30 protein-coding genes and 1 tRNA gene are annotated in these 23341 nt (G+C 43.7%); 16 read left to right on the top strand and 15 right to left on the bottom strand.

The window, feature by feature from the left end; translation table 11 throughout:
• Positions 1–156 precede the first annotated feature (156 nt).
• The gene (locus tag O8C68_00155) at positions 157–1026 is read left to right on the top strand and encodes a DUF2099 family protein (GenBank protein MCZ7394214.1); all 870 of its coding nucleotides are present in this window, start codon (positions 157–159) and stop codon (positions 1024–1026) included.
• Here the strand turns inward: O8C68_00155 and O8C68_00150 are convergent.
• Positions 1019–1726 (bottom strand): (5-formylfuran-3-yl)methyl phosphate synthase, encoded by a 708-nt coding sequence (locus O8C68_00150; protein ID MCZ7394213.1) that lies wholly within the window; start codon positions 1724–1726, stop codon positions 1019–1021. The genes O8C68_00155 and O8C68_00150 overlap by 8 nt on opposite strands.
• Positions 1727–1760: 34 nt before the next feature.
• On the opposite strand from O8C68_00150, the gene O8C68_00145 reads away from it, so the two are divergent.
• The 3 genes from O8C68_00145 (at position 1761) to O8C68_00135 (ending at position 3929) form a co-directional block, all read left to right on the top strand.
• A complete protein-coding gene (locus tag O8C68_00145; GenBank protein MCZ7394212.1) occupies positions 1761–2456 on the top strand; it encodes a HisA/HisF-related TIM barrel protein in 696 nt (231 codons plus the stop codon).
• Positions 2457–2575: 119 nt separating this feature from the next.
• Positions 2576–3718 (top strand): hypothetical protein, encoded by a 1143-nt coding sequence (locus O8C68_00140; GenBank protein MCZ7394211.1) that lies wholly within the window; start codon positions 2576–2578, stop codon positions 3716–3718.
• Between the two features lie 73 nt (positions 3719–3791).
• Positions 3792–3929 carry a hypothetical protein gene (locus O8C68_00135; GenBank protein ID MCZ7394210.1) on the top strand — a complete coding sequence of 46 codons (138 nt, stop codon included), beginning with the start codon at positions 3792–3794 and terminating at the stop codon, positions 3927–3929.
• Between the two features lie 32 nt (positions 3930–3961).
• Here O8C68_00135 and dph5 read toward each other — a convergent pair whose 3' ends face one another.
• Positions 3962–4747: a diphthine synthase gene (gene dph5, locus O8C68_00130; GenBank protein ID MCZ7394209.1), complete on the bottom strand. Its 786-nt coding sequence runs from the start codon at positions 4745–4747 to the stop codon at positions 3962–3964.
• Between the two features lie 76 nt (positions 4748–4823).
• Here dph5 and O8C68_00125 point away from each other — a divergent pair, with 76 nt between their 5' ends.
• The 6 genes from O8C68_00125 (at position 4824) to O8C68_00100 (ending at position 8611) form a co-directional block, all read left to right on the top strand.
• Positions 4824–4955 carry a hypothetical protein gene (locus tag O8C68_00125; protein MCZ7394208.1) on the top strand — a complete coding sequence of 44 codons (132 nt, stop codon included), beginning with the start codon at positions 4824–4826 and terminating at the stop codon, positions 4953–4955.
• Between the two features lie 5 nt (positions 4956–4960).
• Positions 4961–5932: a class I SAM-dependent methyltransferase family protein gene (locus O8C68_00120; protein ID MCZ7394207.1), complete on the top strand. Its 972-nt coding sequence runs from the start codon at positions 4961–4963 to the stop codon at positions 5930–5932.
• Positions 5933–6040: 108 nt separating this feature from the next.
• Entirely contained in the window at positions 6041–6499 is a 459-nt protein-coding gene (locus O8C68_00115; GenBank protein ID MCZ7394206.1) for a 30S ribosomal protein S15, read from the top strand.
• Positions 6496–7812, top strand: a complete 1317-nt coding sequence (locus O8C68_00110) for a DHH family phosphoesterase (GenBank protein MCZ7394205.1) — start codon at positions 6496–6498, stop codon at positions 7810–7812. The genes O8C68_00115 and O8C68_00110 overlap by 4 nt, the downstream gene beginning before the upstream one ends.
• Entirely contained in the window at positions 7809–8093 is a 285-nt protein-coding gene (locus tag O8C68_00105) for a KEOPS complex subunit Pcc1 (protein MCZ7394204.1), read from the top strand. The genes O8C68_00110 and O8C68_00105 overlap by 4 nt, the downstream gene beginning before the upstream one ends.
• A 221-nt stretch (positions 8094–8314) precedes the next feature.
• Entirely contained in the window at positions 8315–8611 is a 297-nt protein-coding gene (locus tag O8C68_00100) for a transcriptional regulator protein (GenBank protein MCZ7394203.1), read from the top strand.
• Between the two features lie 602 nt (positions 8612–9213).
• Here the strand turns inward: O8C68_00100 and O8C68_00095 are convergent.
• The 11 genes from O8C68_00095 to O8C68_00045 form a co-directional block, all read right to left on the bottom strand.
• The gene (locus O8C68_00095) at positions 9214–10008 is read right to left on the bottom strand and encodes an MEMO1 family protein (GenBank protein ID MCZ7394202.1); all 795 of its coding nucleotides are present in this window, start codon (positions 10006–10008) and stop codon (positions 9214–9216) included.
• Complete coding sequence (rpsB, locus tag O8C68_00090) at positions 10005–10631, bottom strand: 30S ribosomal protein S2 (GenBank protein ID MCZ7394201.1); 627 nt, start codon at positions 10629–10631, stop codon at positions 10005–10007. The genes O8C68_00095 and rpsB overlap by 4 nt, the downstream gene beginning before the upstream one ends.
• 5 nt (positions 10632–10636) lie before the next feature.
• Positions 10637–10837: a DNA-directed RNA polymerase subunit K gene (locus O8C68_00085; protein ID MCZ7394200.1), complete on the bottom strand. Its 201-nt coding sequence runs from the start codon at positions 10835–10837 to the stop codon at positions 10637–10639.
• Between the two features lie 114 nt (positions 10838–10951).
• Positions 10952–11026 (bottom strand) — tRNA-Pro (locus tag O8C68_00080).
• A gap of 3 nt (positions 11027–11029) precedes the next feature.
• Positions 11030–11215: a DNA-directed RNA polymerase subunit N gene (locus O8C68_00075; protein MCZ7394199.1), complete on the bottom strand. Its 186-nt coding sequence runs from the start codon at positions 11213–11215 to the stop codon at positions 11030–11032.
• A gap of 3 nt (positions 11216–11218) precedes the next feature.
• Positions 11219–11617, bottom strand: coding sequence for a 30S ribosomal protein S9 (locus tag O8C68_00070; protein MCZ7394198.1), 399 nt, complete (start codon positions 11615–11617; stop codon positions 11219–11221).
• 9 nt (positions 11618–11626) lie between these two features.
• A complete protein-coding gene (locus O8C68_00065; protein ID MCZ7394197.1) occupies positions 11627–12046 on the bottom strand; it encodes a 50S ribosomal protein L13 in 420 nt (139 codons plus the stop codon).
• A 4-nt stretch (positions 12047–12050) separates the two neighbouring features.
• A complete protein-coding gene (locus O8C68_00060; protein MCZ7394196.1) occupies positions 12051–12413 on the bottom strand; it encodes a 50S ribosomal protein L18e in 363 nt (120 codons plus the stop codon).
• Between the two features lie 345 nt (positions 12414–12758).
• Positions 12759–12917: a hypothetical protein gene (locus O8C68_00055; protein MCZ7394195.1), complete on the bottom strand. Its 159-nt coding sequence runs from the start codon at positions 12915–12917 to the stop codon at positions 12759–12761.
• 60 nt (positions 12918–12977) lie between these two features.
• Entirely contained in the window at positions 12978–13412 is a 435-nt protein-coding gene (locus tag O8C68_00050; GenBank protein ID MCZ7394194.1) for a type II toxin-antitoxin system VapC family toxin, read from the bottom strand.
• Complete coding sequence (locus O8C68_00045; GenBank protein ID MCZ7394193.1) at positions 13409–13630, bottom strand: hypothetical protein; 222 nt, start codon at positions 13628–13630, stop codon at positions 13409–13411. The genes O8C68_00050 and O8C68_00045 overlap by 4 nt, the downstream gene beginning before the upstream one ends.
• A gap of 251 nt (positions 13631–13881) precedes the next feature.
• Between O8C68_00045 and O8C68_00040 the strand changes: the two genes are divergently transcribed.
• The 3 genes from O8C68_00040 (at position 13882) to ftsZ (ending at position 15859) form a co-directional block, all read left to right on the top strand.
• On the top strand, positions 13882–14280 hold the full coding sequence (locus O8C68_00040) for a hypothetical protein (GenBank protein ID MCZ7394192.1): 399 nt from the start codon (positions 13882–13884) through the stop codon (positions 14278–14280).
• 198 nt (positions 14281–14478) lie between these two features.
• On the top strand, positions 14479–14703 hold the full coding sequence (locus O8C68_00035) for a ribbon-helix-helix domain-containing protein (protein ID MCZ7394191.1): 225 nt from the start codon (positions 14479–14481) through the stop codon (positions 14701–14703).
• A gap of 25 nt (positions 14704–14728) precedes the next feature.
• Positions 14729–15859, top strand: coding sequence for a cell division protein FtsZ (ftsZ, locus tag O8C68_00030; protein MCZ7394190.1), 1131 nt, complete (start codon positions 14729–14731; stop codon positions 15857–15859).
• Between the two features lie 77 nt (positions 15860–15936).
• On the opposite strand, the gene O8C68_00025 is transcribed toward ftsZ, so the two are convergent.
• Positions 15937–16938: an AbrB/MazE/SpoVT family DNA-binding domain-containing protein gene (locus O8C68_00025; protein MCZ7394189.1), complete on the bottom strand. Its 1002-nt coding sequence runs from the start codon at positions 16936–16938 to the stop codon at positions 15937–15939.
• A 217-nt stretch (positions 16939–17155) separates the two neighbouring features.
• On the opposite strand from O8C68_00025, the gene acs reads away from it, so the two are divergent.
• On the top strand, positions 17156–19105 hold the full coding sequence (gene acs / locus O8C68_00020) for an acetate--CoA ligase (GenBank protein MCZ7394188.1): 1950 nt from the start codon (positions 17156–17158) through the stop codon (positions 19103–19105).
• A gap of 188 nt (positions 19106–19293) precedes the next feature.
• On the opposite strand, the gene O8C68_00015 is transcribed toward acs, so the two are convergent.
• Positions 19294–21984, bottom strand: a complete 2691-nt coding sequence (locus O8C68_00015) for a bifunctional acetate--CoA ligase family protein/GNAT family N-acetyltransferase (GenBank protein MCZ7394187.1) — start codon at positions 21982–21984, stop codon at positions 19294–19296.
• A gap of 323 nt (positions 21985–22307) precedes the next feature.
• On the opposite strand from O8C68_00015, the gene O8C68_00010 reads away from it, so the two are divergent.
• Both O8C68_00010 and fabG read left to right on the top strand, forming a co-directional pair.
• Positions 22308–22505 (top strand): hypothetical protein, encoded by a 198-nt coding sequence (locus O8C68_00010; GenBank protein ID MCZ7394186.1) that lies wholly within the window; start codon positions 22308–22310, stop codon positions 22503–22505.
• Entirely contained in the window at positions 22495–23235 is a 741-nt protein-coding gene (gene fabG / locus O8C68_00005; protein MCZ7394185.1) for a 3-oxoacyl-ACP reductase FabG, read from the top strand. Before O8C68_00010 ends, fabG begins: the two co-directional genes overlap by 11 nt.
• Positions 23236–23341 lie beyond the last annotated feature (106 nt).

Raw genomic sequence — 23341 nt, 5'->3', positions numbered from 1 at the left:
CTCCCAGGTGCCTTTGAATTAGAAGGAAATATGTTTAAGAACATTTATATTTTTCTCTACTCGAAAAAGTGCGCAAATCAGGCAAATTTTGCCTCAACTTATTAAAATTTGTCGAAATCTTAACGATTAATACCTACAAGACCAATATTGATAATCATGGCAAAACCAAAAGACAGGCATGTAATGGAAGCTCTCGGAAAGACCCGCGTGGTTGTGGAGAGTGGAAAAGTGGTTGAAGTAGGGGAACCGAAGACCGAATACTGTCCCATTTTTGATAAGGTTCGCGGGATAAAGAAATTCACATCTAAGACCGCAAAGGAGAATATCGAATTCAGGATGAAGGATTTCGGCATCTTCACCGAAGACAGAGCTATCGAGATGGAAATCTTCGTGGGATTCGGGGCAAGCGAGACCTTCATGACAGGGCTGCGCCGCGGTCTCGTAGATACATGCGTGACTGCATGCGATGGCGCAGGCACTGTGATTACGAGCAATCCAAAGCTTGCTCAGGGCATGGGCTCCCGCATCTCAGGACTGGTTGAGACCACACCGATACCCAGGCTCATCAAACGCATAGAGGATGTCGGCGGCATAGTTCTTGACCCGGCAACTGCGGCGCTTGACCAGGTTGCAGGCGTGAAAAAAGCCATCGGGCTGGGATTTAAAAAAATCGGCGTATCCGTCACAAATGCAAAAGACATGAAGGCAATTCGCGAGCTTGAGGAAAAGCATAAAATCCAGGTCATTTGTTTTGGTGTACATACTACAGGGATGCCGGAGGATGAGGCAAAGGAATTCCTTAACTTAGTGGATATGACCACAGGATGCACTTCAAAATGGATCCGCGGATGTATCGCAGGGAAAACGATAGCCCAGTTCGGCACAGCCATTCCCATATTTGCCATCACGCAGTGCGGGAAAGAACTGCTGCTTGAGCGGGCAAAAGAGGTAACCGACCCCATTCTTGTAAATACCATGAAACTGCCTGTGCAGCCTGATGAGAAGCAGCCCCGACCGCTTATTTAGTAAGGCTTATCTCAGTTTTCAATCGCTCCACAAGTTCCCTTTTTATTGTGGAATTCCTGTCCCCGCCGCACACGCAGCCCCTCACACCGATAATATCAGGCGAGATACGCCGCAACGCCGGAATATCCTCAAATTTTATTGTGCCGGCAATTGCTGTTTTAAGCCCATAGCTTCTTGCGCTTGACACAAACTGCTTAAGTTCCTCTTCTGTCAGGAACTCAAACGTTGAGCGCCCGTCCTTGATGCCCGTATCTATCATGACCACATCCACGCCTGCGATAGCCCCGATCTTGGGAAGTTCAAGCGGCGAGATGGAATTAATTCTCACATAATCCGCATAGCATGAAGCCACCACCTTTTTATTTTTATCAAAGTCTTTTACAGCGCGCACGATATTGAGCAGCATATGCATGGCATGTTCCTTTGATTGGATATCGTATAATCCCACCTTGATGTATTCAGCCCCTGCAACCGCTGCTCCTAATGCAGCAAGCGAGGCAGTCCCGGGCTTGTAATTGAAATCTCCTATTGTTGCGCTCACGGGTACCGAACCTGCCGCTCTCTTCACAGCCTTTATCACCCAGGGGAAATTGGCGCCAAGTGAGCCTTCTTTCGGATTCTTGACGTCGATAATATCTGCGCCGCCAAGTCTTGAAATTTTTGCCTCTTCAACGTTGATTGGACTTACGAGCAGTTTCATAAACATTAAACCAGATAATCACGCTTATACATTTATGTTTCGAATCATTTTCGTTCTGGACATACGTAATGGCGATGCAGTCCATGCGGTCAGGGGCGAGAGGGCAACGTACGAGCCAATAAAGAACAGCACGATATGCGCTTCATCGGCACCGATGGATATAATCTCTGTGCTTATGCCACGGGAGGTTTATATCGCAGACCTTGATAGATTGCAGCATCTGGGGGATAATTTTGAGCTTATTGAGAAAATATCCTCAGAGACAAAAACGATGGTGGATATAGGCGCGGAAGATATGAGCGATGTTGAAAAATGTATCGGGATTGCGGATACTGTAATCCTGGGCACTGAAACCGCATCTTTTGACTTAATAAAAGAAGCAGCCGGACGATTCCATGACAGGGTCAGTGTGAGCATAGACATAAAAAATGGCAGGGTGCTGACAAAGGACAGGAAAATGGACCTTGAGCCTGAAAAACTTGTAAAAATATTGGATAAATACGACCTCAAGGATATTATCATGCTGGATTTAAACAAAGTCGGGACAGGCGCCGGGGTTGATGCGGATTTTTTACGAAATATAGTTGGTTTGTCTTCCCACAATATCCTGGTCGGGGGCGGAGTGAGGGATATGGATGACATCCATGCTCTGGAAAAAATAGGGGCAAGCGGCGCGCTTGTGGCTACGGCTGTGCACAGTGGAAAAATACCGGTGGAACTTATCCGGTAGATTCAATTTCCATGGAACTTTCGCTGCTCTCCCTTACTCTCTGACACGCCCAAGCGGCTCGACACTATTGTAGAATCAATTAGAAAAATTTAAATAATATCGGACTCCTAAATATAATAATGACAGCCAGGGGATTCTTTCTATTAATAATAATATCATCCCTCACAATGGGATTAACCGGAGCTGCGCCTGACCTGAAAAACCAGACAGAAGTAGCCTCATTCACAACCACCGACCCGCACGATGCCGAATTCTTTAATAACGTCCTGTATATAGCAGATGGTAATTCGCTTCTGATATACAATACAAGCGACCCCGAAAGACCCAAACTCGTCAGCACATTTACAGATATCAACTATCCCGGCAAGGCGTATGGTCTATCGATTTCGGAAAACCAGCTTTATGTTGCCGCAGGCCCGGGATGGATATATGTGCTCAACATAAGCGATCCGGAAAAACCAAAAAAAATGTACCAGATCGGCTATTCCGATGCTGCAAACGATGTGGCTGTATCAGGCAAATACATGTATGTTGCCGATGCAAATAATGGAATGCTCATCTTTGATTTAACAGACAGAATGAATCCCGAACTTGTGGATGTGTTCTATGTCGTGAAGTCCAATGTCAGTGAATCCTGTTCAAACTACGCTTATTCCCCTGGAACGGTCTGCTGGCATACTACGGGATGGGGTGGTACATCGATTGCGGTTTCCGGGAATTATGCCTTCTTAAACGGAGCTAATAGACAGGGGTTCTATATAATCAACGTATCCGACCCGGCAAATCCGACACAATTATTTCATTCCCCCGGGATGGAGGCACATAATATAGCAGTATATGGAAACGATGTCTACCTTGCACGGTCGGATGGGACAGTTTCATTAGATTTGCTCAATGTCAGCAATCCTTATGCACCAAAGGTTGACAACCGCTTTTCGATTGCAGGTACTGCGGATAAGAGCGCTATAGTTATCCATCCGCCGGGTGATTATATCTATGCTGCGGCGGGTGATACGTGGCATGTATACAGGACACCTTCCACAACAATTGAAAAACCCAAACCCACAGAAGTACCCACAACCCCGACACCTTCTCCCGTTATTCCAACGCCCGTACAAACCGTCAGCGCTACCCCGACTGTTGTTCAAACAGCCGGGGGAGGGATAAATATCATAAGTAATCCTCTGTTCTACGGCGCTGCATTTGTGATATTGGTAGTTCTTATTTACTGGCTCTGGTCTCATAAAATGAAAAAGCCATGACCTTTGATTGCACCTCTTTTGTATGCAAACAATGGGATTAATTTAAATAGTCTAACTGTCATAAATATAGACCATGGCAATGTCTAAAAAGATTATGGAAAAGAGAGAGCGTGAACGCAAGGAAAAGATAGCAGAACTTGAAAAAATGGCATCGTCCGGAAGCGGTGAGGCCAAGAAGAAGTTAGCCAAAGAAAAAAGAAAGCTGAAATAGTTATTAATTAATCCCCGTATAAATACGCGGTCTTAGACAATCTCCGAAGGAGCGCCGCACAATTTAACAAGCGCTTCTGCTTCTATGAAATGGAGTTGAGCCGGGATTACCAGAACGTGCAGCGGACCCCCAAAATCATAATCTCTTAATCTTTCAAGATAATCGGCATGAACAGATGGTGAGTCCGAGCCGGCTCTTGAAATACCGACCGCAAGCGTATTTACAAGCACGCCTTCGCCCCGTCGTCCTTCCATTTCTAACAGTAGCAAAGCGGCATTCCGTATGTCCATGAACTTCTTATCCCTGTCAATATCAAGAAAAATAAGCGTGTGCAGGTCATTTTTCTTGTTCATTTTAATGGTGTCGTATGGAGCCTCGGATATGACAGGTTTATTATTGCGGATATACGGGAACGGGATGGTGGCGGATTTACCGAACCTGTAATTCTGCAGTCCACTCAATCCACACACTGCGGATGAAATCGATGGGGCATGGATAATTGCCGTATCTATACCCATATCTTTAGCACGAAGGCGCAGGTCTATGTGCGTTGTAGCTACCATAGCATCCCCCCCGCTCAGGAATACTACGTTTTTTTCTTTTGCCAGGGATAGCCACACGGGATTCTGTTCAACCTCCTCCCTTGTAAGCACAATCACTTCCCTGCCATAGAAATTTTGCATTTTTTCCATGTTCGTACCGAAAAGGTGTGAGGTGTAGAATTCAGCATATATGATATCGGCTTTCTTTACAGCTTCAAGTCCTTTCACGGTTATGTCTTTTTCATCGTATAATCCAAGCCCGATAAACGTGAGCATAACCCATTATACGTGAGCTTTATTTGTAAGTCTTGCCATGGAAAGCTATAAACTTCATGTGGACTTAAATTAACTGATGGAAATAAACCAACAATTAAAAGATACGGGTCTTACAATAGGCATTATACTTGGATATATTGCAATCCTTATAGGGATAGTAATGACTATTTTGCTGCTTGAAACGATTTTTTCAGGCGAATATATCTAGGCAACATGGAATCCCTGTGCATCAGAGTATCCAAAAAGGCAGGCGAGGATACAAGGCAAAAGCTCATCGAGCTTGGCGCCATTGATAAGAACCTGAAGATAAAATCAGAGGGTGAAGACCTTTTAATTCCAATTATAAAGTCGATTGAAGGATATGACATAGAAAAACAGGATTTTGAAGTATTAAAAAAGGAAGAATCCTTGGTCGATGCCCTTGGTTTTATTCCTGCATATGAGATTGTGGGAGATATCGCGATCATCGACCAGTACGCAAGCGATGCTCATAAGATTGCAGATGCCCTGATGCGGCAGAAGAACATAAAAACTGTCCTGCAGGCAGCCAGCGCTGTTGAAGGAGAATACAGGACGCGCGAATTTACTTTCCTTGCAGGGGAAAAAATGACCGAGACGCTGTATAAGGAGAACGGATGCAGATACCTGCTTGATGTTTCCAGGGTATATTTCACTCCCAGGCTGGCTACCGAGAGGATGAGGATTGCAGACCAGGTAAAGGACGGGGATAAGGTTTTGGATATGTTTGCAGGCGTTGGGCCTTTCAGTATCCTGATAGCGAAAAAATTCCCGTCATCACAGGTCATAGCCATAGACAAGAACCCGGTTGCAATTAAATACCTGAAGGAGAACGTGAGGCTTAATAAAGTAAAGAATGTCGAGGTGAGGGAAGGGGATGCAAGAGAAGAAATCATAGGGATTTCAGGGGCAGACCATATTATCATGAACCTGCCGTTAAGCAGCATGGAGTTCCTGGAGCCGGCTTTTTCTGCGATAAAAGAAGGCGGAATTATCCATTTATACGCCATCGCGCATGAGGATGACCTTTTCGATGGGATATTGAGGAGAATCGAGGAGAGCGCGCGCCGATTTAATTTACGAATAATCGCTATTGACAGGAGGATTGTAAGACCTTATGCGCCGTATCAGTACAATATCTGCATTGACTTTCAGGTGATATGTTGAAAAATTCATTATCACAAGTTATTTAATATACATTCTCCATTAAGGTTTGCCTTCGCTTTTACAGAAAAAGAAACAGGTCTAAAATAACGATTATTGGAGGAAATTTAATTGGCAAGAATGCACACACGCAGGAAAGGTCAGGCAGGTTCCAAAAAACCTGTCAGGACAGAGCCGCCCAAGTGGTCAAACACAAATAAAGAAGAGATCGAGAACACGGTACAGCAGCTCGCAACGCAGGGCAGGAGTTCAAGCGAGATCGGCATGGTTCTAAGAGACCGCTACGGAGTACCCGATGTTACACTCGTCACGGGTAAGAAGATAGGCGCTATCATGAAGGAAAAGAATGTTGGTCCCAAAGTCCCTGAGGACATTTATAACCTGATAGTAAAAGTCCTTGAACTTAAAAAACATCTTGACAGGAACCATAAGGATGTTCATAACAAGCGTTCTCTCAATAATATGGTGTCAAAGATAAGGCGGCTTGAAAAATATTATCGCCGTGAAGGCGTGCTTCCAGCGGACTGGAAATATTCTCTCGAGAGAGCCGAGATGTTAATTTCGCGATGAGTGATGGAAAGGGAAGCCTTGCTGAACTCCTGGCATTGAGCAAGCGTGCAGCAGACGCAATAATAGAACACGACAATGTCAGGCTGATTTCCCATAACGATGCTGATGGATTATCTGCCGCAGGAATCATGTGCAATGCACTGCACAGAAGGGGTATACTTTTCCATGCCACCATTGTGAGCCAGTTCGAACAATCAACCATTGAATTGATTGAAAAAACATCTCATGGGGCTGTCATCCTGTGCGATATGGGGAGTTCGCAGGTCGAACTTGCTTCAAAGATAAAAGAAGCTATAGTTATAGACCACCATAAACCCACAGGCGATTTAAATCACGTCCAGTTTAACCCTCATCTTGTGGGGATTGACGGTTCGTCGCAGGTATGCGCTTCCTGCGGCGCTTATCTGGTTGCAAGGCAGATGGGGGAGAACAGCGACCTTGCGGGGCTTGCGCTTGCGGGTGCCATCGGGGACAAGCAGGGTTTCGGTGGCTTGAACAAATTCATCCTTGATGAAGCGATTGAAAAAAAGGCAGTGACTGTTGCGAGCGGTCTTCGGATGGGGGACGAACCTGTTGAAGAATTGCTTGAGTATGGTATTGACCCTTATCTGGATATTACCGGCGACAGGGATAAGATCAAGGTTTTCCTCGATAAACTTGGAGTAAAAGGGCGGTTATCCCAACTTTCAGAGGAACAATTGATAAAATTTTCTTCAGCGCTCGTGCTGAAACTTGCAAAACAGAGTCCCGTTGCTGTAGATTCATTAATCGGCGAAGTTTACACCCTCAACAATGAAGTTGTGCCCAATATCTACGATTTTATAAATATCCTTAACGCATGCGGAAAGGATGAAAAAGCCGGTGTTGCCCTTGCGCTGTGCATGAGGGATGCGTCTGTGGCTGGCGAAGCCAAGGCGATTACCCGAGAAAACCAGCGCACTTTAATAAGTACAATCAAGAAAGCGCAGGCACAGATTAAGTCAGCGCGGAATTTCCGGTACGTGCTTCTCGATGATTCAGGCGGCACAGGCATAATAGCAGGCACGATGACCCGCTATCTCTATCCTGATAAACCCTTCGTTACGTTAAACGAGGTTGAGGGAAATATCAGGGTTTCAGCGCGCGGAACACGGAAACTGGTGGCTTCAGGGCTTGACCTTGCAGCAGCAATGCGGGAGGCATCAGCTCTGGTTGGCGGCATGGGCGGCGGGCATGATGTGGCTGCGGGTGCGACGATACCCAAAGGCACTGCTATGAAGTTCATTGATATTGTGGATTCCATAATCGAAAACCAGTTGAAGGGAAAAGCATGAAGATTAAAGGGAAATTGACGTTCAAAGGTGAAAATGCCGGGGAGCTTGTCAATATAATTGCCCGGTCGCTGGCGCCTGATAATGTCCCGGGGATAGAAACTATTGTAGAAGAAAATTCTGTTACTGTTATATTCTCGGCAGATAAGGTTGGGACGATACTTGCTTCGGTTGATGATTACCTTATGAATGCTAACATCGCCACTTCGCTATCTCGTGTTGTCAGGAGTGGAGATATAAAAAGCAACTTAGCTGCGGGTAGCGGTCAGGAGGCTATTCGATGACCCGTAAGTGTCGGGGTGGTTCAAACCTGTTGACTTAACGAAAACTGCATAGGTAATCAGGTGAAATTTACCACAAATATTCAAGCGTTCAAAGTAAGGTGAGGCGATCTCAATGCATATTACAATTTGGGATGGAATAATCGCAGGCGCTGCTGGTGGTGCCATAGCAGGGTTGTCTATTTGGGGTATAAATCTACTAATGGAAAAATATACTGAACATCGTGACAAAAAACGGTACCATCGCAAGAGCTCTGGCTTATCTTAATAATGGGGATGAAGCTACATCAGTTGAACTTGAAACAGGAACTGGCTTGCGTCAGCCTGAAGTAAGTATTGTAATGAGGCAGTTAAAGGAACGAGATTGGATAAATGAGCGGGAAGAGAAAAAGCAAGGTAATGGGAGACCGTATAAGATATACTCCCTGAAAAGTAGGGTTCAAGGAAAATTTAAACCGATAGATAAAGCAAGACTGAAAAAGAATGTTGAACCTTTATATTTCAGTCGTCTGTTAGCCTAAATAGGACTTCAAAAACTCTTTTAAGTTTTATTATCTCAACAGAGTTTCCTCAATAGTAAAAGCCTCTTTTCCGCAATCCACGCATGATACCATCGCAATTCCTTTGATGAAATCAGCGTTTCTTAGCTGTATTAAATGTTTGCAATTAGGGCATTTCTTCATTACAAATTCTGATTGAATTAAAGTCTCCATCATAATTATCAATTCTTAATGATTATTCGTTGATATAAGACTTGTCATGATTATCATTTGCATTCTTTATTATAGATGCTTTTTTGTCTTAGAAAATGTATTTACTGTCCTCAATACAGGTTTCACACTTTGATTAATATACATAGCTCATGCATAACGGTTTCATAGTAAGATATTGTATCTTGACATAATTACCAACACGAATTGAAACGGTCATGTTCTGAGTGAGCTTCATGGTCTTTGGCGAACCTGGTATGAATTTCTTTATCCAACGGCTATATTTGTTCTTGGTTTGGAAGGTTATCTCGCAAGTATTTCTGTTCCAGAGTTCGATCTTCCACCCAAAATCATCCTTTCACTTAATGAATGCAAAGATAGCGAGTTGATATGCTAAATATAAAGTGAAACTTTTATTCTACAATTATCCCGGCATATCCCACGACTGCCGCCAGATCACCAGTAGTATCCCCGCTCGTGCTGTATTTGAGCAACCATGCTTTCTTCGCGCCGAGGTTCTTTGTCGCTGTCAGCATTGCTGCAATCGCACCATACCCGCAGACCGAAGCATCCCGCTCATACAACTTTCGATAAAAAGCTGAAATATCCATATCAAGGATAGATTGTATAAAATACGCATCGTTCTCCCGCGCTACCTTATCAGGTTTGTAATGCGTGAAATCGCTCGATGCTATTATCACTATTTTCTTATTCACCTTGCGCGCCGCTTCAGCCAGTTCCACCCCTACATCCAGTGCTGTCTCCTCATCCTGCATTCCCATGCAGATAGGAACGATGCTGAAATCCCTGAACCTGTGCTGCAGGAAAGGAAGCTGCACCTCTATTGAATGCTCGTGTATGTGAGCACTTTCGTCCATGTCGATTATCTTCCTGGGAAGCGCCTTGATAAACTCCCTGTCAGGGCTTACCTCACCAAGAGGGGTGCTCCAGGTTTCAGAGGAAACAGAAACTGGAGAACCGTAACCTGTATGATTCGGACCTAGCAGCACAAAAGTATCAGCCTTGGGAAGGGAAGAATATACGTAAGCGGCTGTATTTCCAGAATAAATATAACCCGCATGCGGTACCACAGCCCCGAGAGCCGCTTTTTCAACTGAGGGTACGCCTGCAAAGCACCGGCTGAGCTCCCGTTCCAGGTCGTTTTTACTGCGCGGGTAGAACTGCCCCGAAACCGCAGGTGCTCTCATATCTCTGCTTCAAAATCAGCTACTGTATAAGTTATAGTGTCGCCCCTTTCCTCAAGCGTTTTCTTTGCAAGCAGCCAGTATATCAATGCCAAGGCTTTTCTTCCCTTATTATTTGTTGGAATCACAAAGTCCACATTGGATGTTGAATTATTGGTATCGCAAAGACCAATAACAGGTATCCCGACATTTACCGCCTCATTTACAGCCTGCATATCCCCCGCAGGGTCCGTCACCACAAGAATATCAGGTTCGATGAAAATATGCAGCTTCGGATTTGTCATGGTGCCTGGTATGAACCTGCCAGTTGCTGCCCTTGCGCCAATTACTTTCGCAAACATCTCGGAAGGATAATGACCGTATTGCCTTGCTGATACCACCAGTATCTTTTGCGGGTCGTATTTTGCAAGCAATTTTGCCGCAAGCCGTATTCGCTGGTCGGTTGCCTGTATGTCGAGGACATACAAGCCGTCAGTCCTCACACGATACACGAAGCGCATCATTTCTTTTGTCTTCTGCTGCGTACCAATATGAATTCCCGCTGTTAGATACTCGTCCTGGGGAATAATTGATTCATAACCAGTATCCTGTTTTACATCCTGTTTAATATCAATTACATCTTCCATTTTATTCACACCTTATGTGATTGTTTTCCTTTTATTGTTCTTTTCACTGTAATGGGGATTACTCCCATTTCCAATTCCATCAATGCAATGTCTATTGGTTCTTTCCTATCAACATCGATCAATACCGGGGCTCCCAGAGAAATCTGAAGTGCCCTAGCACCGATAACCCTGGCGCGCTCATATCGCGTTAACTTAGCTTCACTCACCTGCGTCACCTCAAAAACAAATTCCTGAAATCTTAATAAATGCAATTTTTACTATTTTTTCCCAGAGTCCCTCTGAGAGTGGTTCATGTTCTTTTCCGTTTGCCATGCCCTGAATGGGGTTGCTGAGATTTGAACTCAGGTCACGGCGTCCCGAACGCCATAGGATGGACCAGGCTACCCTACAACCCCTCCTCACTGGTACGGTGCAAGCAGGTCTACCAGCTCAACGTGCGTTAGCAGCATCCGCCTGCAGCAGTATCGTTCGATTCCGAGATCATCGAGTACTTTACCCGGGTCTTCAGTTTCTGTTCGTTTTTTGTATTCATCCCATACGCTGGAAATAACTTTCCCGCATGTAAAGCATCGCACCGGTATCATGTTTCACCTGTATGATTTCTGTCTTCTCTTTCTGGCGCCTCTGCCTCCGAATTTCTTGGGCAGTTTATAGCGGGTGTCGTTTACGAGCAGGCTTCTGTCGTACTGCGCCATCGCATCTCTTAGCGCTGTATCGTTTGCCCATTCCACAAGCCCCCTTGCAATTGCTGTGCGCACAGCGCCAGCCTGCCCGAAGATACCGCCTCCATGTACATTGACGTCGATATCCACGGTAGGAATAACGCTGCCTGCGAATTCAAGCGGCTCTGACATCTTCAGCCTGACCAGTTCAGGCTCTACGATTTCCAGGGGTTTCTTGTTTACCCTTATACGCCCTTTTCCTTCCCGTATGGTTGCACGGGCGATTGCGGTTTTTCTTTTTCCTGATGAATTAACGATCTTCATGTATAACACCTAAAATTTTGACCCAAGTTTCTTGCTCAACTCACCGAGCACAGTGTAATTACTGGTGCTGAGGCGCATGATACTTGCAGCCTCTATTGTATTGACTTGCTCTTTGCTCAATTCAGGCGGGACTCCAATATAAACCTTTAACCTATTATATGCTTCCCTTCCGGTCATCTTTGTATGGGGAATCATACCGCGGATAGTCCTTGATACTATCTGATCAGGACGCCTCGGGAAACGAGGGCCGAACTCGCGTGAACCTCTATCAACGTACCGTTTGTAACGGTCAAATGTAGTATCTTTTCTGCCGGAAATGATTGTTTTTTCTGCATTGATGATATTAATTTCTTCACCATTTAACAATCGCTGCGCGACTGTACTTGCCATTCTTCCCAGAATAAGATTATTTGCATCTATTACTGTCATGTTTTCACCCTATTAGCCTTACTCTGGAGCCTTCCGGATTCCTGTTCATAAGCTCATCGATAGTGAGGCAGGAACCTCCTGCTGCTGTTATCTTGTTTTTTGCACTTGCGCTGAAGCTCACAGCCGCTACTGTTAGCTTGTGATCCAGTTCGCCTGCCCCAAGGACTTTTCCTGGAATAAGTACCACATCTTTTTCTTTTGTGTACCTGTTGATCCTGCTGAGATTGACTTCAGAATAGTTCCGAGTTGGGCACTCAAGCCTCAATGCAATATCCCGCCATAGTGGTACTTCTTTTTCCCTGGATTGTGTTTTAAGACCTGATATCAGGTTTAATAGTTGTGTATTTGTTTTGTAATTGTGTTTCATTCTGTTCCTCCGTAAGACCATTGCTGGTCCGACTCACGCAAAACCAAAGTTTTGGTACCTTTCTTAAAGGTTTACTGCGTTCGGTTTAAACCATACGCCGCAAGCGATGCTTGCTACGGTTATTGTTGAACCATAAAAAGATGATTCAGACTTCCTCCTCAAGTAGTTTCATATTACATAAAGGTAACGCAATAGAAAACGAGCAATTGCTATACCATTAATGAAATGTTGATTTTGGATAAACCAATACTTTTTATTATCGTTTGGTTTGATAAACCACAGAGAGCACAGAGGACACAGAGAAATATACAACTCTCTGCTCAGCGTCCACTGTGGTGAATTATCTTACTTAAATTCATTTATCCAGAAGAAATTAAAAAGTCTCTTGAAACGAGCAATTGCGATAGCTAATGCGCCTGCAACAGCCCTTGCAAGCGGATGCGGTCTTGTCTTGCACCTGTGAGCGGCGCGCCAGGAAGCGGGGGCGCTCCCGTCTTGGGACATGTACGACGATTGAAAATTAAGTTAGAAAGGTATACGGCAAACGGCGAAGATAGAATATCTCTATATTTCCGGATTTATAGTCTGCAATCCTTCCTTTTCCGCAACAGAAGCAAGTTTTTTGTCAGCGCAGACAAAAGTAACTTTAAGCTTTTTCAGGCTGAGAGCAACCGCAAGCTGCAGTGAGTCCAGAGTTCTTATGTTTCTTTTCAATACCAGCATTATGCTATCTTTAATATGTTCCTCATCAAGCTCAAGAACAAGAAAATCCTTTATTGCATCATGGAAAAATTTTGATAGTGCAATATCCAGATCTTCTTTGGTTATTATTTTATCTTCCTTTTTTCTGTTAAGCGCGGAAACCAACTCGGTTATGGATATGCTTGAGATAACTATTGCCCTATCGTCTTCAGAAAAAATCTCGTCTATCTTGTCCGTTCCTTTTTCAGAATGATACCTCTTTACAAGCGCGCTCGTATCAAGAAAATAGAACTTCATGTTCTTTCAGATCTGCCTTCGATTATTTCTTGTGAAAGGGAATCGCTTATTTTGGCAAGCCTGCTTCTGACTTCATTAATATCAACTTCTCTCTTTATTTTTTTCTGCAGAAACTCTATGAGAGGAGATTTTTTGGCTTTAATGACAGCCAGATGAATTGTTGCTTTTAAAACGCCTGGCATGTTATCAACTACAGTGGAATCAAATCCAGATTTCATATTCTCACCAATATAGTAATGATCCTAATGGCATAAATAGGTTTATTTCTTTCTGGTTATCGATTCATCCCATCGCTCTGGCGCGCCATCCCATCAGCGGGCTTATCGCACCTCTGGCGGTGCGCACGGAAGCGGGGCGCTCGTGTATTGGGGCATAACGATAATGACAGTCGAGAGCGGGAGATGGATTTTTATGAGAGTAGAATAAAATTTAGATAAATTTATGTAATTGACTTCCGTATTAATCATGAATGAAAAAGCCAACATTATATTTATATGGCACGGTTCATAGCAGTAAAAAATCTAAAAGCGATTTAAGTAATATATTTAATCGCTATAAAATTGATGCAGTTTTAAGTGAAGGTGTTGAAACCCAATATCAAAAAATGTTTCAAAAAGAACCATTCTTGGCTTGTCCATATTGGGTATATTTTAACTGCATAAAAATTATGGGTTCTGAATTTACATTAGCTAAGGAACTTGCTAATAACTCAGAGATTCCAATTATAAATATGGATAAATCTTTAAATGAAATCATAGACTATTTTCATAAGCCTTATATTAATATAGTACTTATAATTATAATAGCGGACATACTTCTCGCCGTTGTGCAGTATTCCTATCATGGCGCGGTTCCATTATCAGCATGATGGACTGGAAACAGGGGTAATTTAATCTGGCAAAACACAAAATCAAGCAGCAGAGCATAAATTTTCATTTTAAATAAACCCCTAACGATAGTTTTATATACCTTGGTGTCAGACAGTATGTCAGACAAATGGCGGACAATTGTCGTACTGAGGGTACACAGGTGCGCGCCATCTAACCTCCCACAGGGAGTTACCAAAATGCAAAGAGTAACACTAAGGCTCCCGGAACAGCAATTAAAAATGATCGACGTATTGGTGGAGTATGGAGAATTTCCGTCCGCTAGCGAAGCAATCAGGACGGCTATCAGAGATTTAATCGATCAGCGAAGTGAAAAATTGGTTGGAAGGATGAAATTGTTCGATAAAGCACAGGAGCAATCAAAAAATGCAGATGCTTTCCTGCGCTTGAAAGAGGAGCAATAGAAAACAATCCGAGGGGATGAATAATATGGAATCATTCGTACAAGATGCACTTAAAATGGCAGAAAAAGAACAACTGTTAAAGCAAGCGGCGACAGGCGGAGCTGAAGAAGTAGAAGATTTCGGAACACCAAAAATCGTTGTTGTGGGATGCGGAGGCGGCGGCAATAATACAGTAAACCGACTTTATAACATCGGGGTAGCCGGCGCAGAAACCATCGCAATAAACACAGACAAGATTCACCTGGATATTACCCAGGCAGACAAGAAAATCCTAATCGGCAAATCGATAACACGCGGACTTGGCGCGGGCGGTTTCCCGGAAGTCGGGAAAAGGGCAGCCGAACTTGCAAGAGGGACGCTTGAAGATATCTTGAAGGAGGCAAACCTCGTATTTATCACAGCAGGTATGGGCGGCGGAACCGGTACAGGCGTTGCGCCTGTGGTTGCTCAGGTTGCCAAAGACCAGGGCGCCATCGTAATCGGGATGGTTACAAGCCCGTTCAAGGTTGAGCGGTCAAGGATGTTCAAGGCAGAAGAAGGTCTGGATGAATTGAGAAAAGCAGCAGATACAGTTATTGTACTTGACAACAACAGGCTGCTCGATTATGTGCCCAATCTCCCGATCGACCAGGCATTCTCGGTAATGGACCAGCTTATATCAGAAACCGTAAAAGGGATAGCTGAAACCATAACCCAGCCGTCATTGATAAACCTTGACTATGCTGATGTCAGGGCTATAATGAAAGGCGGAGGACTTGCGGTAATGCTGGTCGGAGAAGCAAAAGGACAGGACAAGGCAAAGGAAGTCGTGAGAGCGGCACTGAACCACCCGCTGCTTGATGTTGACACGAAGGGCGCAACCGGCTGCCTGCTGCACATCACAGGCGGAACGGACATGTCCCTCCACGAGGCAGAGCAGATCGCCTCTTCACTGACCTACGAACTTGACTCCCATGCCAATGTAATCTGGGGCGCAAGAGTAAAGAAGGAGTACGAGGGCAAAGTGCGCTGCATGGCTATAATGACAGGCATACACTCAGCCCAGATAATGGGACCGAAGAGCGAAGCAATCTCGGCAAGCTCTCCTGCTTTTGAGGAGAGAATCAGAGTCCCTGCGGGCAGGAACAAAGGTTCAATAATCGACCAGATAATGTAACACAGTACAAACATGTACTAAAGGCATAAGTCCGGCATGAATCTTGCCGGATTTTCTTTTTTTTTAATCACCAAAAATCAAGATACTTCTGTTGACATATTGATAGCTACCTCTGCGATATCCCCGCTGTAGCTCGCTATTCTCCCCATGCTGTCAAGCATCGTTTTCACTAAAATAGCTGCTTGAATATCTTCTATCTTGAATAATCCTTTTGAAATATCGGATTGAGATTTTTCAACCTTTTTCAGTTCATGAAAAACTGTCTCAGCCATTTCATCATTTCTTGTAAATAATGCCTGAACTGCTTTTTCGAAAGTCGCAATTACATTATTGTTAAGATCTATAAAATCATTCAGTTGCGTTTCTTTTTGAACCTCAAATAACTTGATGTAACTTTTTGCTATGTTTTCTATGTGGTCAGCAATTCTTTCAAGAACTTTTACCACTATCCTGTACCCGAGGCAATCCCTTTGAGATTCTATCCCAAGTTTTTCCGCTATCTGCTGGTATTCTACAGCACTCTTAAGTTGCCTTACAACCAAAAAATAGAGCCTGTCGATTTCTTTCTCTCTTACTATTATATCTTTTGCCAGCCCGATATCCATGTTTTTTAAAGCCTTGCCAAGATCAAGAAGCATCGACCTGTCTATGGAGAACATTCGCTGGAGTATCTGCATTGTACTCATACGTTTGTAGTCAAGCATTATTTCAAGCGTCATTGCTTCGTTGGTATCCTCGACTATTTCCACACCTATCATATAGTCCAGAATATTCCGAATACTCTCTCTGTATGCAAGATGATCCTTCCTGTCCAGCTTTATCTTGATTGTATCATAACCCACCAGATAAAAAGCGATTAATATCCGTTCAAGGGCTTCGCTTGATGTTATTTGTGAGATTTTAATTTCTTTCGTTCGTGACTCTTTTTCAATTACACTGGTCTCGATCAGCAATGAACTGCCATGTTCCGTAACCACAACCGAATCTCCCGGCTTCAGGTTAGTCTTCTTAACCCATTTTTTGGGCAGTGAAATTACATAGGTCGAACCGCCGCTTACGTAAACTTTACGTGCTTCCATATTATCTTTACTCTACTGATAGTCTATATATATAGATTATTGGAATAAAATGTACTGTCAAGTCTTCGTCAGCTAAAAGTGCGGCGCCGTTTTTCCTATATCAACCAATACTGATTTAATAAATTATATAATAATAGCAACCGAAGACTTGACAGAACCACCGATGGACAACCTATTTAATGGCGACAATGAATTAAGCTAAGGCAGGTAAAGCAATATGGCCGAATATACTATTGAATCCCTACTTAAGGAAAAACGTATATTTAACCCTGCACCGGAATTTAGCAAAAAAGCATATATAAAAAGTTTTGAAGAATATAAAAAAATTTATGAAGAATCCATTAAAGACCCTGCTTCTTTCTGGGCGCAGAAAGCGGAAGACCTTGTCTGGTTTAAAAAATGGGACAGTGTTTATTCATGGGAGCCTGAAAACGTAATATGCAGGTGGTTTGAAGGGGGAAAATTGAATGCATCGTACAACTGCCTTGACAGGCATCTTTCTTCACGCGGGAATAGAATAGCCATATTCTGGGAAGGCGATAACGGCGACACCGAGAGTTATACCTACGCACAATTGCATAAAGAAGTATGTAAATTCGCAAACGTCCTGAGGAAAAAGGGCATCAAGAGGGGCGATAGGGTGGCAGTTTATTTGCCGATGATACCGCAGCTTGTGATTTCGATGCTTGCATGTGCAAGAATCGGCGCCATTCACAACGTGGTATTCGCGGGTTTCAGCGCCGATTCACTGCGCGACCGCATTCGTGACAGCTCATGTAAGATGGTTATCACGGCAAACGTGGGCTTGCGGGGAGGTAAGACAGTGCCCCTTAAAGAGAATGTTGACCGGGCGCTTGATAGTAGCGTGGAAACGGTGATTGTTTATAATCGCACCGCTTCCAGCGTAAATATGCAAAAAGGGCGAGATTTCTGGTGGCATGAAGAGATGTCTTCCGTCTCTCATGAATGCGAACCTGAAGCGATGGATGCGGAGGACCCGCTATTCATCCTGTACACAAGCGGCAGTACGGGCAAGCCAAAAGGTGTGCTGCATACCACAGGTGGATACCTGCTATATGTATTGCTGACCTTCAGGTGGATATTCGATTACCGCGACGGGGATATATACTGGTGCACCGCAGACTGCGGATGGATAACAGGTCACAGCTACACGGTATATGCACCGCTGGCAGCGGGGGCGACCGAGCTTATGTTCGAAGGGGTGCCGGATTATCCGAAACCCGACAGGTTCTGGGAACTCGTTGAAAAATATAAGGTTACGATTTTCTACACCGCCCCCACCGCTGTCAGGGCAATGGAAAAATGCGGAGATAACTGGCCAAAAGGAAGAGACCTTTCAAGCCTCAGGCTTCTTGGAACGGTAGGAGAACCCATAAACCCGGAAGCATGGCTCTGGTATTATAACATTATAGGGAACCGACGATGTCCCGTAGTTGATACGTGGTGGCAGACCGAGACAGGTGGCATACTTATCACCCCCCTTCCGGGGGCAACACCCCTTAAGCCGGGCTCTGCTACATTTCCTTTCCCTGGTATCGAACCCGTAGTTTTGAGAGCCGATGGCAAAGAAGCGGATGTCAATGAAGGGGGGCAGCTTGTTATCAAGAAACCATGGCCCGGGATGATGCGAACTGTTTACGGTGACCACAAGCGTTTCAAGGAGAAATATTTCACCACCTTCCCGGGATTATACCAGACCGAGGACGGAGCAAGGAAAGATGAGGATGGTTATTACTGGATAATGGGAAGATTAGATGATATTATAAAGGTTTCAGGGCACAGGCTCGGAACCGCGGAAATCGAAAGTTCACTTGTGTCCCACAATGCAGTTGCCGAAGCGGCGGTTGTGGGTTATCCGCATGAGGTAAAAGGAGAGGCTATCTATGCATTTGTCACGCTGAAGGAAGGCAAGGTAAAAAGCAACGAATTGAAGTCAGGACTCATAGCTCATGTCAGGAATTCCATAGGCCCGATTGCAAAACCTGAGAAACTTCAATTTGCGGATGCGCTTCCCAAGACGCGCTCGGGGAAAATCATGAGGAGAATCCTCCGGAAAATTGCATCAGGAGCTATTCATGATCTCGGGGATATTACCACGCTGGCAGACCCTTCTGTGGTTGATGCGCTTGTGAAGGAGAGGGAATAAAGTCTAACTTAGATTTAACAATGGTTTTCTGACTTCATCATTTTATTTTTAAATTCCTCATAATTTTTTTCAGAGCAATATCTTACAAGAATGATATTGATGACAGGTCCAGACCCTGGTTTATTGCCACACTGCCAAATAATGGATAGTAGTTATGGGATAATTTTTCTTTCCGATTCTTATCGACATTACGATTCTTCTTCCATTAGATTCAGAGTGCCTTCGGTTGTATCTTCATGGTATTGAATAGAGAATCCCATTCTCTCAAGAAGTTGAATCGCTCGATGATTATCAGGCAACATTATCGCATGGACTGTTTCAATTTTTTTGTCCTTGCAGATTTCAATCATATAGTCCACCATTTTAGATCCCAGCCCAAGACCCTGCCATGGATCAGCAACAATGAAAGCAATTTCTGCTTTTTTCCCATCAGGCTCAATAATAAGCCTCACCACACCTATGATTTTCCTTTGATCATCCTCAATTAATTCTGCTACTATGGCCATTTCCCGATAATAATCAATATTGCAATACCGGACCCGAAGCTCGTGAGGAGTATCCTTGATAACTTCAAAAAGCCTGTAGTGCAAGGATTCTTCTGAGAAGTGCTGGAACATTTCTAACCACATTGGTTCATCTTCCGGCTTTATGGGTCTTAGAATGACGGTGCGGCCGTCCATGAGTATCCATGGGATTATATATTTCTCAGGATATGGACTGATCACAAGGTGTTCATGGGCTCTGAGTTTTTCGAACACATTTTCTTTATCTATCACCACGCGGGCATCAAGAACAAAAGCCTCTGTTTCATCTATAAATAATGGATTAATATCAACTTCTTTAATTTGAGGAAAATCAACAAGCATCTGGGAAAACCGAATCATGATTTCTTCAAGCAAGTTAAGATTTGCAGGCAGCTTATTTCTATAACCCTTTAAGAGTTGATAAACAATTGTTTCCTCCATTATTCTTCTCGCTAATGTTTGATTTAACGGCGGAAGCCCAACGGCAACATCTTTAAAAAGTTCTACACCAATACCACCCATTCCAAACAGGATTACAGGGCCAAATAACCTGTCGGTTTTTGCTCCCAGGATAATCTCATATCCTTTTTTTATCATGGATTGAACTGTAACTCCCTGAATCCTGGCTTTCGGATTATAATCTTTTGCCCGTTTAATAATGTCATCAAATGCAACTCTTACCTCCGCCTCAGAATTAATATTTAGAACGACCCCTCCGGCATCTGTTTTATGTACTATTTCCGGTGATAATACCTTCAGAACCACTGGAAAACCTATCTGGGAAGCCGTAGTAACTGCTTCATCTGCGTTTTTTGCCACCACTGTTTTCACAACCGGAAAATTATAATCTTCCAGAAGGTTCTTTGCTTCCATTTCGGTCAATATTTCCCTGCCTTCTTTTGCCGCATTTCTTATGATAATCTCCAGGGGACGTCTGGGCGGTATGCTATTTACAGGCAGTTCGGCAGGTGTTTCATAAAGCAGTTCAAGATTCCGTTTATATTGATACATGTACATGAAAGTTGCAACTGCCTGTTCCGGTGTGGAATATGTCGGAATGTTGTTATCAATAAGAATATGGTTTGCCTCTTCTACATCTTCGTAACCCATGAATGATGTCAATATGGTTTTACGATGTTCTTCATTCCTGACTACTTCCACAACCGTTTTTGCAACATCAGCAGGATCTGCAGTTCCCTGGGGGGTATGGATTATTAAAATCGAGTCAATGTTCTCGTCTCTAAAACATGCCTCCATAGATGCTTTGTATCTGTCGGAACCTGCATCTCCCAAAAGATCGATCGGGTTTCCTTTACTCCAATAACGAGGTAAAATACCGTCAAGCATCTCCATCGTTTTTTCGCCAAGCTTTGCAAGCTTCCCCTTTCTTGCTAAAAGCGCATCCGCAGCCATTACTCCCGGACCGCCTGCATTCGTGATAATAACAAGGTTCTGTCCTTTAGGAAGGGGATGAAGACCTAAGACTTCGGCGCAATTGAAAAGGTCGGCAATTTCCTCAACACGTACTATCCCGGCACGTTTAAATGCAGCCTCATACACCATATCTTCACCGGCAAGAGATCCCGTATGCGAAGCTGCTGCTTTTGCACTTTCACTAAACTTTCCGGCCTTTACCACGATTATGGGTTTCGTCCTTGCAAAGTGCCTCGATGCACTCATGAATTCCCTGGCATCGGTTATCCCTTCAATATACATCAATATGCTCGTTGTCTTAGGGTCAGTTCCGAAATAGTCTATGAGATCCCCAAAGTCCACGTCAATCATCGAACCCACTGAAACGAAATTACTGAATCCGATGTTCTCATGGGCTGCCCAGTCAAGAATTGCTGAGCCTAATGCACCGCTCTGTGAGATAAATGCGATATTGCCCGGTTTTACCAATTTTTTTAAGAAAGTTGTATTAAGATTGATATCCGGGCGGATGATACCAAGACAGTTGGGTCCAATAATTCGCATGTTATATTTCTTTTTTAACTCGATAATCTTATCTTCAAGTGCTTTTCCTTCTTCCCCTACTTCTTTAAAACCGGCTGAAATAATGATCAGTCCTGGTATTTTCGCTTTTCCGCACTGCTCCACCACTTCGATTACGGTTTTTGCAGGTGTTGCGATAATAGCAAGGTCAACAGTCTCTGGAATTTGACCAACGCTTTCGTAGGCTTCCAATCCAAGAATCTCAGGTTTATGAATATTGACTGGATACACTTTTCCTGAGTATCCTGCTTTTGTGAGATTTTCCATTAATATATATCCAACAGAATCCTTTTCATCACTTGCTCCGACCAGTGCGATGCTTTTTGGATGAAAAATCTTATCAAGATTTGAAATAACCATAGCTATCCCCTAATTCAATCATTTGTTACAGTAAATATGACTTTTGCAATATTAGTCTTACCCCCACATTTTTGATCCAATTCCCAGTCATGGTACCCTATCAATTGATTTTTCGGGAAAGCTCTTAATACCTCTATATACTATATGCATCTATATACAGTATAGAGGATACTTTATTGTGTTGATGGGGAAAACATAATATCAATTTGAAAAATATAAACATGCCTCTGCTTAATGTCATGGCAGAGACGGATCATCTTGTTCCCAACGATGCAAGCAAACCGCTAAACGACGCAGTGTCAAGCGAAGATCAGGAGACATAGGTGTTCCCGACAGGTCACATTGGTATCTTTGTGGGCTCAAAGTCCCAGAAAAAGGTCTGCTCCAGGATTGCGGCGTGGTTAAAGCCAAGGTCGGTCATGAAAGGAACAGGAGACGTGAAACTTGAACAGAGCGGGAAGAAGTATCTATACGCAAAAGAAAAAGTCGTAGAACAAAAGGAGTATAAAAATGAGACTTGAAAACAAGGTCGCAATTATTACGGGCGCAGGAAGCGGTATTGGAAGAGAGACTGCACTGCTTTTCGCGAAAGAAGGGGCAAATGTAGCATTAACTGGAAGGACTGTAGAGACAATAGGACAAGTCTGCGAAGAGATACATAAAAACGGGGGAAAGGCGATCTTTTTCCGGGGAGATGTTTCAAAAAGAGAAGATATGGATGAAGTTGTCAATAAAACTGTCAAAGAATTTGGGCGAATTGACATTTTAATAAATAATGCCGGCGTTAACCAGGATGCCCTTCTGACAAAAATGACCAGGGAACAATGGAATGGGGTAATTAATATCGATCTTACCGGGGCTTTCAATTGCATCCAGGCGGTGGCTGATATAATGATCAACCAGGGAAATGGTGTGATTATTAATGCATCATCCATTTCAGGGATATACGGCAATATCGGGCAGGTCAATTATGCGTCTGCAAAAGCGGGATTGATCGGACTGACAAAGACCCTTGCAAAGGAACTTGGGAAAAAAGGGATACGGGTCAATGCAATAGCACCAGGATTTACAGTTACACCCATGACCTCGAAGGTACCTGAAAAAATTCTTAATATCATGATAGAAAAAACTCCTCTACACAGGCTTGCCGAACCCAGGGATATTGCGTATGCATATCTGTATCTCGCGTCAGATGAGGCGAGGTTTGTTAACGGGGCAGTACTTTCCGTGGACGGAGGTTTGACCATCTAAATGTATATACCAAAAATGATATTTTTTACAAAAGGCGATTCGGAATAAAAGGGGTAAGAAATCTATATAGATTATATAATTTACTAAGATAATCTTTATTTTGTTA

It is taken from the genome of Candidatus Methanoperedens sp. (assembly GCA_027460525.1).
In the GTDB taxonomy this organism is placed as follows: domain Archaea; phylum Halobacteriota; class Methanosarcinia; order Methanosarcinales; family Methanoperedenaceae; genus Methanoperedens.
Note: the sequence above shows the minus strand (reverse complement) of the source record. Positions and strands in the feature narration are given on the sequence as shown.

Bases quoted from the DNA above. Each gene is read 5' to 3' on its own strand.
- O8C68_00155 (MCZ7394214.1), top strand. From the start codon at position 157: ATGGCAAAACCAAAAGACAGGCATGTAATGGAAGCTCTCGGAAAGACC.
- O8C68_00150 (MCZ7394213.1), bottom strand. From the start codon at position 1,726: ATGAAACTGCTCGTAAGTCCAATCAACGTTGAAGAGGCAAAAATTTCA.
- O8C68_00145 (MCZ7394212.1), top strand. From the start codon at position 1,761: ATGTTTCGAATCATTTTCGTTCTGGACATACGTAATGGCGATGCAGTC.
- O8C68_00140 (MCZ7394211.1), top strand. From the start codon at position 2,576: ATGACAGCCAGGGGATTCTTTCTATTAATAATAATATCATCCCTCACA.
- O8C68_00135 (MCZ7394210.1), top strand. From the start codon at position 3,792: ATGGCAATGTCTAAAAAGATTATGGAAAAGAGAGAGCGTGAACGCAAG.
- dph5 (MCZ7394209.1), bottom strand. From the start codon at position 4,747: ATGCTCACGTTTATCGGGCTTGGATTATACGATGAAAAAGACATAACC.
- O8C68_00125 (MCZ7394208.1), top strand. From the start codon at position 4,824: ATGGAAATAAACCAACAATTAAAAGATACGGGTCTTACAATAGGCATT.
- O8C68_00120 (MCZ7394207.1), top strand. From the start codon at position 4,961: ATGGAATCCCTGTGCATCAGAGTATCCAAAAAGGCAGGCGAGGATACA.
- O8C68_00110 (MCZ7394205.1), top strand. From the start codon at position 6,496: ATGAGTGATGGAAAGGGAAGCCTTGCTGAACTCCTGGCATTGAGCAAG.
- O8C68_00105 (MCZ7394204.1), top strand. From the start codon at position 7,809: ATGAAGATTAAAGGGAAATTGACGTTCAAAGGTGAAAATGCCGGGGAG.
- O8C68_00095 (MCZ7394202.1), bottom strand. From the start codon at position 10,008: ATGAGAGCACCTGCGGTTTCGGGGCAGTTCTACCCGCGCAGTAAAAAC.
- rpsB (MCZ7394201.1), bottom strand. From the start codon at position 10,631: ATGGAAGATGTAATTGATATTAAACAGGATGTAAAACAGGATACTGGT.
- O8C68_00075 (MCZ7394199.1), bottom strand. From the start codon at position 11,215: ATGATACCGGTGCGATGCTTTACATGCGGGAAAGTTATTTCCAGCGTA.
- O8C68_00070 (MCZ7394198.1), bottom strand. From the start codon at position 11,617: ATGAAGATCGTTAATTCATCAGGAAAAAGAAAAACCGCAATCGCCCGT.
- O8C68_00065 (MCZ7394197.1), bottom strand. From the start codon at position 12,046: ATGACAGTAATAGATGCAAATAATCTTATTCTGGGAAGAATGGCAAGT.
- O8C68_00060 (MCZ7394196.1), bottom strand. From the start codon at position 12,413: ATGAAACACAATTACAAAACAAATACACAACTATTAAACCTGATATCA.
- O8C68_00055 (MCZ7394195.1), bottom strand. From the start codon at position 12,917: ATGTCCCAAGACGGGAGCGCCCCCGCTTCCTGGCGCGCCGCTCACAGG.
- O8C68_00050 (MCZ7394194.1), bottom strand. From the start codon at position 13,412: ATGAAGTTCTATTTTCTTGATACGAGCGCGCTTGTAAAGAGGTATCAT.
- O8C68_00045 (MCZ7394193.1), bottom strand. From the start codon at position 13,630: ATGAAATCTGGATTTGATTCCACTGTAGTTGATAACATGCCAGGCGTT.
- O8C68_00040 (MCZ7394192.1), top strand. From the start codon at position 13,882: ATGAAAAAGCCAACATTATATTTATATGGCACGGTTCATAGCAGTAAA.
- O8C68_00035 (MCZ7394191.1), top strand. From the start codon at position 14,479: ATGCAAAGAGTAACACTAAGGCTCCCGGAACAGCAATTAAAAATGATC.
- ftsZ (MCZ7394190.1), top strand. From the start codon at position 14,729: ATGGAATCATTCGTACAAGATGCACTTAAAATGGCAGAAAAAGAACAA.
- O8C68_00025 (MCZ7394189.1), bottom strand. From the start codon at position 16,938: ATGGAAGCACGTAAAGTTTACGTAAGCGGCGGTTCGACCTATGTAATT.
- acs (MCZ7394188.1), top strand. From the start codon at position 17,156: ATGGCCGAATATACTATTGAATCCCTACTTAAGGAAAAACGTATATTT.
- O8C68_00015 (MCZ7394187.1), bottom strand. From the start codon at position 21,984: ATGGTTATTTCAAATCTTGATAAGATTTTTCATCCAAAAAGCATCGCA.
- fabG (MCZ7394185.1), top strand. From the start codon at position 22,495: ATGAGACTTGAAAACAAGGTCGCAATTATTACGGGCGCAGGAAGCGGT.